This is a genomic window from Collinsella sp. AM41-2BH (assembly GCF_003468085.1).
In the GTDB taxonomy this organism is placed as follows: Bacteria; Actinomycetota; Coriobacteriia; order Coriobacteriales; family Coriobacteriaceae; genus Collinsella.
On sequence record NZ_QSGH01000001.1, the window covers coordinates 170,929 to 183,849 of the forward strand.

General features: G+C 60.6%; 20 protein-coding genes. 19 read left to right on the top strand and 1 reads right to left on the bottom strand.

Features of this window, described 5'->3' with window-relative positions; translation table 11 throughout:
* Positions 1–139: 139 nt before the first annotated feature.
* Together DW899_RS00785 and hydA are read left to right on the top strand one after the other, a co-directional pair.
* Positions 140–754 carry a nucleotidyltransferase family protein gene (locus DW899_RS00785; RefSeq protein ID WP_158551618.1) on the top strand — a complete coding sequence of 205 codons (615 nt, stop codon included), beginning with the start codon at positions 140–142 and terminating at the stop codon, positions 752–754.
* A gap of 9 nt (positions 755–763) precedes the next feature.
* A complete protein-coding gene (gene hydA, locus DW899_RS00790; protein ID WP_117583044.1) occupies positions 764–2,131 on the top strand; it encodes a dihydropyrimidinase in 1,368 nt (455 codons plus the stop codon).
* A 79-nt stretch (positions 2,132–2,210) separates the two neighbouring features.
* Here hydA and yqeC read toward each other — a convergent pair whose 3' ends face one another.
* Positions 2,211–2,948, bottom strand: a complete 738-nt coding sequence (gene yqeC / locus DW899_RS00795) for a selenium cofactor biosynthesis protein YqeC (protein WP_117583043.1) — start codon at positions 2,946–2,948, stop codon at positions 2,211–2,213.
* A 102-nt stretch (positions 2,949–3,050) separates the two neighbouring features.
* Here yqeC and yqeB point away from each other — a divergent pair, with 102 nt between their 5' ends.
* The 17 genes from yqeB to rpsK all read left to right on the top strand — a co-directional run bounded on the left by yqeB (position 3,051) and on the right by rpsK (position 12,904).
* On the top strand, positions 3,051–3,845 hold the full coding sequence (gene yqeB, locus DW899_RS00800; RefSeq protein WP_117583042.1) for a selenium-dependent molybdenum cofactor biosynthesis protein YqeB: 795 nt from the start codon (positions 3,051–3,053) through the stop codon (positions 3,843–3,845).
* A 9-nt stretch (positions 3,846–3,854) separates the two neighbouring features.
* Complete coding sequence (locus DW899_RS00805; RefSeq protein ID WP_117583041.1) at positions 3,855–4,898, top strand: XdhC family protein; 1,044 nt, start codon at positions 3,855–3,857, stop codon at positions 4,896–4,898.
* 325 nt (positions 4,899–5,223) lie between these two features.
* Positions 5,224–5,781, top strand: a complete 558-nt coding sequence (gene rplE / locus DW899_RS00810) for a 50S ribosomal protein L5 (protein ID WP_006235260.1) — start codon at positions 5,224–5,226, stop codon at positions 5,779–5,781.
* A 79-nt stretch (positions 5,782–5,860) separates the two neighbouring features.
* Complete coding sequence (locus DW899_RS00815; protein WP_022094280.1) at positions 5,861–6,046, top strand: type Z 30S ribosomal protein S14; 186 nt, start codon at positions 5,861–5,863, stop codon at positions 6,044–6,046.
* A gap of 119 nt (positions 6,047–6,165) precedes the next feature.
* A complete protein-coding gene (gene rpsH / locus DW899_RS00820; RefSeq protein ID WP_006235262.1) occupies positions 6,166–6,564 on the top strand; it encodes a 30S ribosomal protein S8 in 399 nt (132 codons plus the stop codon).
* Between the two features lie 33 nt (positions 6,565–6,597).
* Entirely contained in the window at positions 6,598–7,134 is a 537-nt protein-coding gene (gene rplF, locus DW899_RS00825; RefSeq protein WP_006235263.1) for a 50S ribosomal protein L6, read from the top strand.
* A gap of 75 nt (positions 7,135–7,209) precedes the next feature.
* Positions 7,210–7,578 carry a 50S ribosomal protein L18 gene (gene rplR, locus DW899_RS00830; protein ID WP_006235264.1) on the top strand — a complete coding sequence of 123 codons (369 nt, stop codon included), beginning with the start codon at positions 7,210–7,212 and terminating at the stop codon, positions 7,576–7,578.
* A 14-nt stretch (positions 7,579–7,592) separates the two neighbouring features.
* Positions 7,593–8,117 carry a 30S ribosomal protein S5 gene (gene rpsE / locus DW899_RS00835; RefSeq protein ID WP_055252236.1) on the top strand — a complete coding sequence of 175 codons (525 nt, stop codon included), beginning with the start codon at positions 7,593–7,595 and terminating at the stop codon, positions 8,115–8,117.
* Positions 8,118–8,119: 2 nt separating this feature from the next.
* Positions 8,120–8,302 carry a 50S ribosomal protein L30 gene (rpmD, locus tag DW899_RS00840; protein ID WP_006235266.1) on the top strand — a complete coding sequence of 61 codons (183 nt, stop codon included), beginning with the start codon at positions 8,120–8,122 and terminating at the stop codon, positions 8,300–8,302.
* Between the two features lie 3 nt (positions 8,303–8,305).
* Positions 8,306–8,755 (top strand): 50S ribosomal protein L15, encoded by a 450-nt coding sequence (gene rplO, locus DW899_RS00845; protein ID WP_006235267.1) that lies wholly within the window; start codon positions 8,306–8,308, stop codon positions 8,753–8,755.
* On the top strand, positions 8,749–10,035 hold the full coding sequence (gene secY, locus DW899_RS00850) for a preprotein translocase subunit SecY (RefSeq protein ID WP_035137447.1): 1,287 nt from the start codon (positions 8,749–8,751) through the stop codon (positions 10,033–10,035). The genes rplO and secY overlap by 7 nt, the downstream gene beginning before the upstream one ends.
* 18 nt (positions 10,036–10,053) lie before the next feature.
* Entirely contained in the window at positions 10,054–10,680 is a 627-nt protein-coding gene (locus DW899_RS00855) for an adenylate kinase (protein WP_055252238.1), read from the top strand.
* On the top strand, positions 10,677–11,465 hold the full coding sequence (gene map, locus DW899_RS00860; protein WP_006235270.1) for a type I methionyl aminopeptidase: 789 nt from the start codon (positions 10,677–10,679) through the stop codon (positions 11,463–11,465). The genes DW899_RS00855 and map overlap by 4 nt, the downstream gene beginning before the upstream one ends.
* Before the next feature lie 148 nt (positions 11,466–11,613).
* On the top strand, positions 11,614–11,832 hold the full coding sequence (gene infA, locus DW899_RS00865) for a translation initiation factor IF-1 (RefSeq protein WP_035137443.1): 219 nt from the start codon (positions 11,614–11,616) through the stop codon (positions 11,830–11,832).
* Between the two features lie 150 nt (positions 11,833–11,982).
* Positions 11,983–12,096 (top strand): 50S ribosomal protein L36, encoded by a 114-nt coding sequence (gene rpmJ, locus DW899_RS00870; RefSeq protein WP_006363204.1) that lies wholly within the window; start codon positions 11,983–11,985, stop codon positions 12,094–12,096.
* Positions 12,097–12,110: 14 nt separating this feature from the next.
* On the top strand, positions 12,111–12,485 hold the full coding sequence (rpsM, locus tag DW899_RS00875) for a 30S ribosomal protein S13 (protein ID WP_022094275.1): 375 nt from the start codon (positions 12,111–12,113) through the stop codon (positions 12,483–12,485).
* 14 nt (positions 12,486–12,499) lie between these two features.
* Positions 12,500–12,904: a 30S ribosomal protein S11 gene (gene rpsK / locus DW899_RS00880; protein ID WP_006235274.1), complete on the top strand. Its 405-nt coding sequence runs from the start codon at positions 12,500–12,502 to the stop codon at positions 12,902–12,904.
* Positions 12,905–12,921 lie beyond the last annotated feature (17 nt).

A 12,921-nucleotide genomic window follows, 5' to 3' on the forward strand; every position in this document is an offset into this window, starting at 1 on the left:
GGTAAGCCATGTAAAGGGGGCGCTCTGCCAACCGGCGGGGTGCCCCTTTTTGCATCGTGGGCGTGCGGGATAAGCGCTTTCGATGTAGATGCCCCGCGACGCGAGTTATGGGTACGATGGCTTCAGGGGAGGTATCGCCATGAAACTTGGTTGCGTCATTATGGCTTCGGGCGAGGGCAAGCGGTTTGGCTCTAACAAGATGCTTGCCGATATCTATGGCAAGCCGCTGATTGCCCGGACCATTGATTCGGTTCCCCGGGGCTTTGACGTCGTGGTTTCGACGCGTTGGCCCGAGGTCGCCCAGATTTGCGAGGACAAGCATTGCCCGTGTGTGCTGCACGATGGCAAACTGCGCAGCGAAAGCGTCCGTGCGGGCCTTTCGTGGGGAGTCGAACGCAACTGGAAAGGCTGCCTCTTTTTGCCGGGCGACCAGCCGCTTGTGAGTTCGGATTCTTTTGAGGGTATGGTTCGTGCGTTTGACGAGCGTGACCGCAATCATCCGGTGCGTCTTGCGTGCAACGGCGAGCCTTCGAGCCCGGTGCTCTTTCCGGCGGAATTGTTCGATGCACTTATGTGTCTTGAGGGTAAGGACGGCGGCGGTTCGATCCTCAAGGACCGTACCGACGTGGTGCTGGTCGAGGCGCGTGCCTACGAGCTGTGGGACGTCGATACCGTCAAGGGACAGCGACGCATAACGGAGCATATCGCCGCCTGCTCGTATTTTGATCGCGTGGCCAACTGCATCAATCAATAAGGAGCAATTATGATCATCATCAAAAACGGCGCACTCGTGACGCCCCAGGGGCTTCGCCGCGCCGATCTTGCCATGGATGGCGATAAGATCGTGCGGATTGCCGCGGCGATTGAGCCGGCCGAGGGCGATACCGTCGAGGATGCTGCGGGCTGCTGGGTGTTCCCGGGCTTTATCGATGGGCACACGCACATGCAGTGCTGGACCGGCATGGATTGGACAGCCGATAGCTTTGAGACCGGCACGCGCGCGGCTGCCTGCGGCGGCACGACGACCATTGTGGACTACGCGACGGCCGATCGCGGCGTGACCATGCCCGATGCCTTGGTCGAGTGGCGTCATCGCGCCGACGGCACCTGCACCGCCAACTATGCCTTCCATATGGCGCTTGCCGAGTGGAATGAGCGCAACCGCGCCGATCTTTCGGCCATGCGCGAGGCGGGCGTGTCGTCGTTTAAGACCTACTTTGCCTACGACCATCTGCGCCTGGACGATGCCGAGACGCTCGAGGTGCTGGAGGAGCTCAAGCGCGTGGGCGGTATCCTGTGCGTGCATTGCGAGAACGGCACGTTGGTCAACGCGCTGCAGAAGCGCGTGTTTGAGCAGGGTATCCACGGGCCCGAGGGCCATGCGCTCAGCCGTCCGGACGTGTGTGAGGCCGAGGCCGTGAGCCGCCTGCTGTATCTGGCGCACTTGGCCGGGGACGCTCCGGTCAACGTGGTGCACCTTTCGACCAAGCTGGGGCTCGAGGCCATTCGCGCTGCCAAAGCGCGCGGGCAGAAGAACATCTATGTCGAGACATGCCCTCAGTATCTGATGCTCGACGACACCTGCTATCTGGAGCAGGGCGAGGACGGCTTTGCGGGCGCCAAGTACGTGATGAGCCCGCCGCTGCGCCATGCCGGTGACCGTGCCGCGCTGCGCGAGGCGCTTGTGGCTGGCGAGATCGATACTATTGCGACCGATCATTGCAGCTTTAACCTGCACGGGCAAAAGGACCGAGGACGCGATGATTTCCGCGCGATTCCCAACGGCGGGCCCGGCGTGGAGCATCGTCCCGTCGCGATTGCCACGAGCTTTGAGGGACAGCTGGGCCCCGAGGACCTCTGCCGCCTGATGAGCGAGAACCCGGCGCGCGTGTTTGGCATGTACCCGCGCAAGGGCTGTCTTGCCGAGGGCTCCGATGCCGACGTGTGCGTGTGGGATCCCAAGGCGCGCTGGACGATCAGTGCCGCGATGCAGCATCAGGCTGTGGACTACACGCCGCTCGAGGGTTTTGAGGCACATGGCCGCGCCAAGGCCGTGTTTGTGAACGGCGTGCTGGCCGCGCGCGACGGCGAGCCCACCGGAGCCCAACCCGGCCGCTACGTGCCCCGCTAACGGGAAGACCGCCGGGGTAGCTAATTTGGGAGATGATTTTTTGGGACGGGGTAGCAAAAAGAGCCCCGTCCCAAATTTGCTACCCCTGGAGACTGGTGGCGATGAGGGGGCGGTTGAGGGCTGCCTCGAAGCGATCTGCCATTGTTGGGTCGGCAAGCGTGTCGGCTTGGTTGAGCATGATACGGGCATTGTTGAGGTTCAGCATCTGCAGCTCGGCATTGAGCACCTGGGCGACGCGCTCTGGGGTGGCAGCGTCGGTGGGCTCGCAGCCGCAGCGCTCGCAGAAGAGCTCGGGGCGGTGGACGGCTTCGTTGATGGGCTTGCCGAGCCCCGAGGCGCCGACGACCCAGACAACGTTTGCCGTGGCGGCGGGAATTACCGGCTCCCAGGCGGCGTGCGCCTTGAGCGGGAGCCGCTTGCTGCCGTCCGCCTCGGCCAGGACGTAGTCAAAGCGCTGCGCCAGCTGGTCGAGCGGCGCGGCGGGGGAGGAGAGCTTGCCCGTCTGGGGGTCCAAGACACCTGCTTGGCAGATCCTTCCCCGCACAAGCCCCGCGCAGGCCTCGCAGGTGCAGCCTGGGGCGTGTAGGGCACCTGGCTTCCAGGGCGCGGCGTCCAGACGACGGCTCGATCCGTCCCACGGCACGCCGGCGACGGGAAACATATGCGTGGTGGTGCAGAGGAGCACGCGGCCGCCAGCGCGCATAAGCTCAAGGCTCAGCGTCTTGAGCAAGGTCGACTTGCCGCCGCTGCCGATAATCGCGGTAATGCCCGGCTCGATCCTGAGCGCCGAGGCAAGATTACCGTTAACCGTTTCCATATGTTCACCGCCGTATAATACTGTGATAATAAATAATCATCAGAGCAGCGGTCGAACCGCTTTTGCTCTGCTCAAACCGTAGCACAGGGAGGTGCCCCGGGAATGCTCGTTTATGTTCGCGGCGCCGGCGATATCGCCACGGGCGTCGCTGCCCGTTTGGTGCGCTCCGGCGTGTCGGTCGTTATGGCCGATATCGCGGTTCCCACGTGCATCCGCCGCACAATTAGTTTTTGCGAGGCCATTCGCCTGGGCGAGGTCGAGGTCGAAGGCATTCGCGCTCGCTTGGCGCAGACGCCGGCTGAGGCGCTTGAGATTACCGAGGCCGGAGACGTCGCCGTTGTGGTGGACCCTCAGGCCAAGATGCTCGGCGAGCTGAAACCCGCGGCTGTGGTCGACGCGATTTTGGCCAAGCGCAACTTGGGCACCACGCGCGACATGGCGCCTGCCGTCATTGCCGTGGGGCCGGGCTTTACCGCGCCGGTCGATTGCGACGCCGTGGTCGAGACCATGCGCGGGCATTTTCTCGGCCGTGTCATTACCCAAGGTTCGCCCCAGCCCAACACGGGCGTGCCGGGTGTCATCGCCGGCTATGGCAAGGAACGTGTTATCCACAGCCCCGCTGCCGGTGTGTTTAGGTCCGACCATGCGATCGGCGATATCGTGAGCGCCGGGGACGTGATTGGCTACGCGGGCGATACGCCCATGTGCACGCAGATCGATGGCTGCTTGCGCGGCCTTTTGGCCGACGGCGTTCAGGTGACCGAGGGCTTTAAATGTGCCGACGTCGACCCGCGCGGCGATGCCAGCTATATCAACTATATTTCGGACAAGGCGACGTCGGTCGGCGGCGGCGTGCTCGAGGCGCTCGCCATGCTCACCGGTGTATTCCAGGGATAGGAAATTGCAATGGAAAAGCTCGATGTGGTGAATGCTGCGCTTGGCGCTCTGAAGGCCGGTAAGACGTGCGAGCTGGTGGTAGTTGCCGGCACGGCAGGGTCATCGCCGCGCGGCGTGGGCGCCTGGATGGCCGTCTTTGCCGATGGCAGCCAAGCAGGTACCATCGGCGGCGGCAAGATCGAGCTCTTTGCGCTGAACGAGGCGCGCGAGCTGCTGGCCGCAGGGCAATCGCGTCTGGTCCGCTACACCATGGGCGGCGAGAACTCCGATACCGGCATGATCTGCGGCGGAGCCATCTGCCTGTGCTATCTGCACCTGGATGTATCGCAGGTGCTGTTGTTCCAGTCGGTTGCCGACGTCTTGGCGTATCGACGCATCGGCGACTTCGTCATCGACTTTGAACCGTTTATCGCAAACGCGCTCGAGGGCGATGTGGCCGAGTACCATGGCGGGGCATCGCGCCATACCATTGCGGGCTGCCCCGAGCTTTCGCTGGTGGAGGAGGGGAGTAAGGTCACCTACACCAACGCCGCCTCCGAGATTCCCCCGGCGCACATCGAGACGCTCTGCCCCGAGGGCCTGACCTACATCTTTGGCTGCGGACACGTGGGCGCTGCGACGGCGCGCGTACTCACGGCGGCGGGCTTTGCCGTTGTGGCGTGCGATGACCGCCCCGGCACGCTGACGCCCGAATGGGTGCCCGGTGTCTACGATCGTCGCCTGGTCGATTACAAGAACCTGAGCAAGCAGTGCCCCATCGGCCCGCGCGACTTGGTGGTCGTGGCCACAGCAGGCCACAAGTCCGATATCGACGTGGTGATTCAGGCCATGCGCGCTAAACCCGCCTATCTGGGCTGCTTGGGCTCGCGCCGCAAGACGGCCTTTGTGCGCGCCCGTTTGGAGCAGGAGGGCTTTACGCAGGACCAGATCGACGAGCTGCACCTGCCGATCGGCGTTGCCATCGAGGCCGAGGATCCCGAGGAGATTGCCATCTCCATCGCCGCCGAGATGATCCACCTGCGCCGCACCAAACTCGTCCCCCGCAAGCGCTAGTCGCATCCCCATCAATAAGTTGCGGTGAAATGCGGGCTGTTTAAGCCAGTTAAGCCGTCAAACAGTCCCTATTTCACCGCAACTGTCATTTTCCTCCGTCGCATGCGGATCGGTTTGTGCGGGGGAGTTGTGGAGTTGTGCAGGCAGACGAGGTTTTTCTGGAAAAACGCTCCCGATGCGCGTATAGTACCGATTGTTTTGTCGGCTCCTGCTGTGTCGAGTCCAAACCGCGTAATGCCATGAGCGGCGCGGATGCAGCCAGGAGGCACGAGGACAACCCATCGTGGCCACGCCCCGTGCTTAAAACCCCAAGAAGGAGTGAACAATGGCAGAAGAGAAGTATGTGCCGCGTCTGAAGACCAAGTACAACAACGAGGTCAAGCAGCAGCTTCAGGACAAGTTCCAGTACGAGAACGTCATGATGATCCCCAAGTTTGAGAAGATCGTCGTGAACATGGGTGTCGGCGAGGCCGCTACCGATTCCAAGGCCATCGACGGTGCCGTGCGCGACCTGCGCGCCATCACCGGCCAGCAGCCGATGATCACCCGTGCCCGCAAGTCCATCGCTACCTTCCGCCTGCGCGCTGGTATGCCGATCGGCTGCAAGGTTACCCTGCGTGGCGACCGTATGTGGGAGTTCTTCGATCGTCTGACCTCTGTCGCAATCCCCCGTATCCGCGACTTCCGCGGCATCTCCGCCAAGAGCTTCGACGGCCGTGGTAACTTCTCCATGGGCGTCACCGAGCAGCTCATCTTCCCCGAAATCGACTTCGACTCCGTCGATCACCAGCGTGGTATGGACATCACTTTCGTGACCACCGCCAACACCGATGAGGAGGCCAAGGCCCTTCTGGACGCCTTCGGTTTCCCGTTCAAGAAATAGGTTCACCTGCCCTATGAGCGCCGTTCCCAGAAGGGGGCGGCGCTTGGGGCGAACAATACTCTATGTGAGGAGGATATAAGTGGCTAAGACATCGATGATCGTCAAGTGCAATCGCAAGCAGAAGTTCTCTACTCGTGAGTACACGCGCTGCCAGCGCTGCGGCCGTCCGCACTCTGTGTACCGCAAGTTCGGCCTGTGCCGTGTCTGCTTCCGCGAGCTTGCACTCAAGGGCGAGCTTCCCGGCGTTAAGAAGGCCAGCTGGTAAGTCACTACCAGCGTTTCAAGCATCAGTTTGGAACAGGGAAAACGCGCTAAAAAGGCTTTGCCGTTAAGGGCGGCGAAGAACCAAGAGCACGTGTTCATCAAGAACGAAGGAGAATCTGTATGAACCTTACAGACCCGATCGCAGATATGCTTACGCGCATCCGTAACGCTAACTCTGTGAACAAGGCCACGGTCTCCATGCCGAGCAGCAAGAAGCTCGTCGAGATCGCTCGTGTTCTGCACGAGGAGGGCTACATCGAGGGCTACGATGTCGAGGACACCGTTCCCCAGAAGACTCTGCACATCACGCTTAAGTATGGTCCCAAGAAGGCTAAGGTCATCAACGGCATCCGCCGCATTTCCAAGCCGGGCCTGCGTAAGTACACCGGCGTTGCCGACATGCCCCGCGTCCGCGGTGGCCTTGGTACCGCCATTATTTCCACCAGCCATGGCGTCATGACCGACCGCGATGCTCGCAAGCACAACGTCGGCGGCGAGATCATCGCTTACGTCTGGTAATTCGCTCGGTAGGTAGAAGGAAAGGAGATCACCGTGTCTCGTATCGGTAATAAGCCTGTCCAGATTCCCGCCGGAGTCGAAGTGGCAGTCAACGGCAACAACGTTGTCGTCAAGGGCCCCAAGGGCCAGCTCGAGCTCGATGTCTTTGAGAAGCTCGCTATCAACGTCGAGGACAACGTCCTCACCGTTTCCCGTCCCGACGACGAGCGTGAGACCCGTGCCCGCCACGGCCTCACCCGCGCCCTCATCCACAACATGGTTGTTGGCGTTTCCGAGGGCTTCGAGAAGAAGCTCGAGCTCGCCGGCGTCGGTTACCGCGTGCAGCAGAAGGGTAAGAACCTCGAGTTCTCCCTGGGCTTCTCGCACCCCGTGATCGTCGAGGCTCCCGAGGGCATCACCTTCGAGGTTCCCGACAACACCCACGTGAACGTCAAGGGTATCAACAAGCAGCAGGTCGGTCAGATCGCCGCTGAGATCCGCGGCCATCGTCCTCCCGAGCCTTACAAGGGCAAGGGTATCCACTACGTTGGCGAGCACATCCGCCGCAAGCTGGGTAAGGCCGCCAAGTAGTCGTAACCGACTCACTCGCATAAGACCAGCACCCCGTCAGGTGCTGGCAAGATCAACCTTTTTAGGAGTTTACGTATGAACAAGCATAAGGCGAAGCTGGAAGGCCTCAAGCGTCGTCAGCGTCGTGTTCGCGGCAAGGTCTCGGGTACCTCCGAGCGTCCGCGTCTTCGCGTGACCCGTACTAACGCCAACATCTATGCCCAGATCATCGACGACAGCAAGGGCTCCAGCCTGACGCTCGTCTCTGCCTCGACCCTCGAGGCCGAGTTCAAGGGCACCCACACCTCGAACAAGGAGGCTGCGGAGAAGGTCGGTCAGCTCGTTGGCAAGCGTGCCATCGAGGCCGGCATCACCAAGGTCGCCTTCGATCGCGGTGGCCGTATCTACCATGGCCGCGTCAAGGCCCTCGCCGACGGTGCTCGTGCCGCCGGTCTCGAGTTCTAGGAGGTATGTAGCACATGGCTCGTAATCAGAAGCAGCAGCGCGAGGCCTCCGAGTTCGAGGAGCGCGTCGTTTACATCAACCGCGTGTCGAAGACCGTCAAGGGTGGTCGTCGCATGAGCCTCGTCGCTCTCGTCGTCGTTGGCGACGGCAAGGGCAACGTCGGCGTTGGTATGGGCAAGTCCGCTGAGGTGCCCCTGGCCATCTCCAAGGCGTCTCTCGATGCCAAGAAGAACATGTTCCACGTGCCGGTGACCGAGCAGGGCACCATCCCGCACGAGGTTCTCGGCCACTTTGGTGCCGGCCGCATCATCATCAAGCCCGCTGTCGAGGGTACCGGCGTTATCGCCGGCGGCGCTGTGCGTCCCCTCTTCGAGCTTGCTGGCATCAAGAACGTCCTGTCCAAGTCCCTCGGTACCGACAACGGCCTCAACATCATCAAGGCTGCCGTCGAGGGCCTCAAGGAGCTCTCCAGCCCTGAGGACGTCGCGGCTCGCCGTGGCCTGACGGTCTCCGAGATGTTCGTCGGTAAGGAGAACTAAGCATGGCTGACACCATCAAGATCAAGCAGGTCCGCAGCACCAACGGTTGCAAGCAGGACCAGGTCCGTACTGTCCGTGCCCTCGGTCTCCACAGGATCCGCGAGGTTCGCGAGATTGCTGACAACGAGTCCGTCCGCGGCATGATCTTCAAGGTCAAGCACCTTGTCGAGATTGTAGAGGAGTAGCAAATGCAGCTTCACGATCTTACTCCCGCGCCCGGTTCCACCAAGAACCGCAAGCGCGTCGGCCGTGGCAATTCTTCGGGTCACGGCACCACTTCTGGCCGCGGCCAGAAGGGCCAGGGTTCCCGCTCTGGTGGCACCAAGGGTGCCGGCTTCGAGGGTGGCCAGACTCCGCTGGCTATGCGCCTGCCCAAGCTTCCGGGCTTCCGCAACCCCCGTCGTATCGAGTACACCGCTGTTAACGTTGAGCGTCTCGAGCGTAAGTTCGAGGACGGCGCCGTAATCGACGGTGCCGCTCTTAAGGCCGCTCGCATCACCAAGAGCGAGTTCGAGCCCGTCAAGGTGCTCGGCAATGGTGAGCTCACCAAGAAGTTCACGGTCAAGGTCGACAAGGTCAGCGCTTCTGCGCAGGCCAAGATCGAGGCCGCTGGCGGAAAGGTCGAGCTGCCGTGCTAAATGGTCTTAAGAATGCTTTCCGCATCAAAGAATTGCGCGAAAAGATTCTTTTTACCATAGCTATGCTCGTCGTGTACCGCATTGGTGCGCACGTTCCTGTGCCCGGCATTCCCTTCCAGGGGATGCTGGGCCTTTTCTCGACCGATAACAATTCGGTCGCCGCAGGTGCTATGGCCCTCCTGAATCTTTTCTCTGGCGGCGCGTTGAGCTATGTGTCGGTGTTTTCGCTGGGCATCATGCCTTACATCACCAGCTCGATCATCCTCCAGATGCTCCAGGCCGTCGTGCCTTCCCTGCATGAGCTTGCCCGCGAGGGCGAGGTCGGTCAGACCAAGATTACGCAGTATTCGCGTTACCTCACCCTGGCTCTGGCAATCCTCAACTCCGTGGGTTACCTCTTCCTCTTTAAGAGCTTCGGCATCAGCTTCAATGGCGCCGGCGCTCCCGAGATCATCTTCGACCTCATGATCGTCGGTACGCTCACCGCAGGCGCTATGCTGATCATGTGGATTGGTGAGCTCATCACCCAGCGCGGTATCGGCAATGGCATGTCGCTGATCATCTTTGCGAACATCATGGCCGGCCTTCCGCAGGCTATCTTCTCCAGCACCGAGGGTAATGCCGGTGGCATCATCACCATGGTGATCATCTGCGCCATCATCCTGCTGGTTATCCCGCTGATTGTTTTCCTTGAGCGCGGCCAGCGCCGCATCCCGGTCTCCTATGCCAAGCGCGTCGTGGGCCGTCGCATGATGGGTGGCCAGACCACCTACCTGCCCATCAAGGTCAACACCGCGGGCGTCGTGCCGATCATCTTTGCCTCGGCGCTGCTGTACTTCCCGGCTCAGATTGCCGTGTTCTTCCCCGGCATCGGCTGGATTCAGGCAGTTGCCTCTGCGCTTTCGACCGGTTGGCTCAACTGGGTGCTTAACGTTGTCCTCATCGTGTTCTTCGCGTACTTCTACACCTCCATGGTGTTCAACCCCGATGACACGGCCGACAACCTTAAGAAGCAGGGTGGCTTTATTCCGGGCGTCCGTCCGGGTAGGGCTACCGCGGCCTACATCAAGAACGCGCTCAACAAGATCACGCTTCCCAGCGCTGTCTTTTTGGCGCTCATCGCCATCGTGCCTTCGATCATCTTCTCCTTCACGGGTAACCATCTGATCCAGGCATTTGGCGGCACGTCCATCCTCATCATGGTCGGCGTCGTGCTCGACACGGTCGATAAGCTCGAAGGCCAGATCAAGATGTATGATTACGATGGATTCTTTAAATAGGCTAGAGGAGGATTGCTCATGAACCTCGTATTGCTCGGAGCTCCGGGTGCCGGTAAGGGCACCGTCGCGCAGGAGCTCGTCGCCGAGTTTGGCGTCGCTCACATTTCCACGGGCGACCTGCTGCGTGCTGCCGTCAAGGGTGGCACCGAGCTTGGTATTCAGGCTAAGAAGTACATGGACGCTGGCGAGCTCGTTCCCGACCAGCTCGTGATCGACCTTGTCAAGGAGCGCCTTGCTGCCGATGACGCCCAGCAGGGCTTCATCCTCGACGGCTTCCCGCGCAACACCGCCCAGGCTGTGACGCTCGACTCCGAGCTCTCCGCCATGGGTCGCGAGATCGACTGCGCCCTTCTGGTCGACGTGGCCCCCGAGGTCATCATCGATCGTCTGTCTTCGCGTCGCACCTGCCGCGCCTGTGGTTACACCGGCACCGCTGCCGATGCTACCTGCCCCAAGTGCGCCGGCGAGATGTATCAGCGCGACGACGACAAGCCCGAGACCATCAAGAATCGTCTCGACGTCTACGAGAAGTCCACGAGCCCGCTCGTCGACTACTATCGTGGCCAGGGTCTGCTCAAGTCGGTCAACGGCGACCAGGCTCGCGAGACCGTGTACGGGGATGTCAAAGAGGCTCTCGGTCTATGATCAAGATTAAGTCTGCAACGCAAATCGAGCAGATGAAGAAGGCAGGAGCGCTATCTAAGATGGCGCTCCGCCACGTTGGAGCCATGGTGCGCCCCGGTGTTTCGACTTTTGAGCTCGATCAGCTTGCGGAGCAGATTATCCGCATGCATGGCGGCACCCCGGCCTTTAAGGGTTACGGCGGGTTCCCGGGGACCATTTGCGCATCGATCAATGATGCCGTGGTCCACGGTATTCCCAACCCCGACATGATCCTGCGCGATGGCGATATCATCTCCATCGATACGGGAGCCGTTGTCGACGGTTGGGTCGGCGATAACGCTTGGACGTTTTTCGTCGGCACCCCCACGCCCGAGGCTAAGGCCCTGTGCGAGGTCACGCGCGATTGTCTTAAGGCTGCCATCGAGCAGGCTGTTCCCGGTAACCATATCGGGGACGTCGGTTATGCCGTTCAGTCCCTCGCCGAGTCTCACGGTTACGGCGTGCTTCGTGACTATGTGGGCCATGGCATTGGCCGCGTGATGCACGAGGACCCCAACGTTCCTAACTATGGAAAGAAGGGGAGGGGCGTTCGCCTCCAGGCCGGCATGGTCATTGCCATCGAGCCGATGGTTACGATGGGTTCCAACCATGTGAGCACGGGCTCCGACGGTTGGATTGTTACGACCAACGACCACCTGCCCGCCGCGCACTACGAGAATACCGTCGCCATTACCAATGACGGTCCGGTGATTCTCACCACGGATGCCCAAGGTGCTTGGTGTTCCTTGCAGGGCGGTGAAATGTAGGGGCCGCGTTCAAACACGTCGGCATCTACATTTCTGAAAAGTAACAAGTTCCGCTTAGTTGTGGAGCCATTACGAAGATATTACGATACGTGCATGCGTATTGTAGAATACTCAATCGCTGTCGTTTTCTAGAGAAAGATGATTGCTTGTGAAGAAGGAAGACGCAATTGAGCTCGAGGGTACGGTAAAGGAGCCGCTGCCCAACGCCATGTTTAAGGTCGAGCTCGAGAACGGTCATTCGGTTCTGTGCAACATTTCTGGCAAGATTCGAATGAATTACATCCGTATTCTCCCCGGTGACAGGGTTGTCGTGGAGCTTTCCCCGTACGACCTGACCCGTGGCCGCATCACCTATCGCTACAAATAGCGGCACGCATACACGCACTCCACTTCCGGCTGCAGGCTTAGCTCAACCTACGGTCGGATTGTGTGTGAAGACCAGCCATAGTTTTAAACGCCTGCGGCTGGGCGAGTAGATAGTAGGGAAGTAGTTTGAGCGCTACCGAAAGGAAGAACGATGAAGGTACGTCCTTCGGTCAAGAAGATGTGCGATAAGTGCAAAATCATTAGGCGCCATGGCAAGGTCCTCGTCATTTGCGAGAACCCCCGTCATAAGCAGCGTCAGGGTTAAGAGAGGAGACTACGTTGGCCCGTATTAATGGTGTCGACCTCCCGCGTGAGAAGCGCGTTGAGATCGGTCTGACCTACATTTACGGCATCGGCCGCACCACTGCGACGAAGATCTGCGTCGAGTGCAACGTTAACGTGGATACGCGCGTTAAGGACCTCACCGAGGATGAGGTTAACGCCATCCGCGATTATATCGATAAGAACCAGATCATGGTTGAGGGCGACCTCCGCCGTGAGCGCAACCAGAACGTCAAGCGCCTTATGGACATCGGCTGCAACCGCGGCCTTCGTCACCGCAAGGGCCTCCCGGTCCGCGGCCAGCGCACCCACACTAACGCTCGTACCCGCAAGGGCCCGAAGCGTCAGATCGGTGCTAAGAAGAAGAAATAAGGAGCGCTAGATAGATGGCTACTGCTAAGAAGAACGTTCGCGCTGCCCGTCTGAAGCGCGCGGACCGTAAGAACATTTCCGTGGGCCAGGCTCACATTCGTTCTACGTTCAACAACACGATCGTTTCGATCACCGATCCCCAGGGCAACGTCATTTCCTGGAAGTCGGCTGGCCAGGTGGGCTTCAAGGGCTCCCGTAAGTCCACGCCGTTCGCTGCCCAGATGGCTGCCGAGGCTGCTGCCAAGCAGGCCATGGAGCACGGTATGAAGAAGGTTTCCGTCTTCGTCAAGGGCCCCGGCTCCGGTCGTGAGACCGCCATCCGCTCCCTCCAGGCTGCTGGCCTCGAGGTCTCGAGCATCCAGGACAAGACCCCCATTCCGCACAACGGCTGCCGCCCCAAGAAGCGTCGCCGCGTGTAACTGAAAGGATCGTATCA

Bases quoted from the DNA above. Each gene is read 5' to 3' on its own strand.
- rpsK (WP_006235274.1), top strand. From the start codon at position 12,500: ATGGCTACTGCTAAGAAGAACGTTCGCGCTGCCCGTCTGAAGCGCGCG.
- hydA (WP_117583044.1), top strand. From the start codon at position 764: ATGATCATCATCAAAAACGGCGCACTCGTGACGCCCCAGGGGCTTCGC.
- yqeC (WP_117583043.1), bottom strand. From the start codon at position 2,948: ATGGAAACGGTTAACGGTAATCTTGCCTCGGCGCTCAGGATCGAGCCG.
- rpmJ (WP_006363204.1), top strand. From the start codon at position 11,983: ATGAAGGTACGTCCTTCGGTCAAGAAGATGTGCGATAAGTGCAAAATC.
- rpsE (WP_055252236.1), top strand. From the start codon at position 7,593: ATGGCTCGTAATCAGAAGCAGCAGCGCGAGGCCTCCGAGTTCGAGGAG.
- map (WP_006235270.1), top strand. From the start codon at position 10,677: ATGATCAAGATTAAGTCTGCAACGCAAATCGAGCAGATGAAGAAGGCA.
- rpsH (WP_006235262.1), top strand. From the start codon at position 6,166: ATGAACCTTACAGACCCGATCGCAGATATGCTTACGCGCATCCGTAAC.
- rpmD (WP_006235266.1), top strand. From the start codon at position 8,120: ATGGCTGACACCATCAAGATCAAGCAGGTCCGCAGCACCAACGGTTGC.
- DW899_RS00785 (WP_158551618.1), top strand. From the start codon at position 140: ATGAAACTTGGTTGCGTCATTATGGCTTCGGGCGAGGGCAAGCGGTTT.
- DW899_RS00805 (WP_117583041.1), top strand. From the start codon at position 3,855: ATGGAAAAGCTCGATGTGGTGAATGCTGCGCTTGGCGCTCTGAAGGCC.
- yqeB (WP_117583042.1), top strand. From the start codon at position 3,051: ATGCTCGTTTATGTTCGCGGCGCCGGCGATATCGCCACGGGCGTCGCT.
- DW899_RS00855 (WP_055252238.1), top strand. From the start codon at position 10,054: ATGAACCTCGTATTGCTCGGAGCTCCGGGTGCCGGTAAGGGCACCGTC.
- rplR (WP_006235264.1), top strand. From the start codon at position 7,210: ATGAACAAGCATAAGGCGAAGCTGGAAGGCCTCAAGCGTCGTCAGCGT.
- rplO (WP_006235267.1), top strand. From the start codon at position 8,306: ATGCAGCTTCACGATCTTACTCCCGCGCCCGGTTCCACCAAGAACCGC.
- rplE (WP_006235260.1), top strand. From the start codon at position 5,224: ATGGCAGAAGAGAAGTATGTGCCGCGTCTGAAGACCAAGTACAACAAC.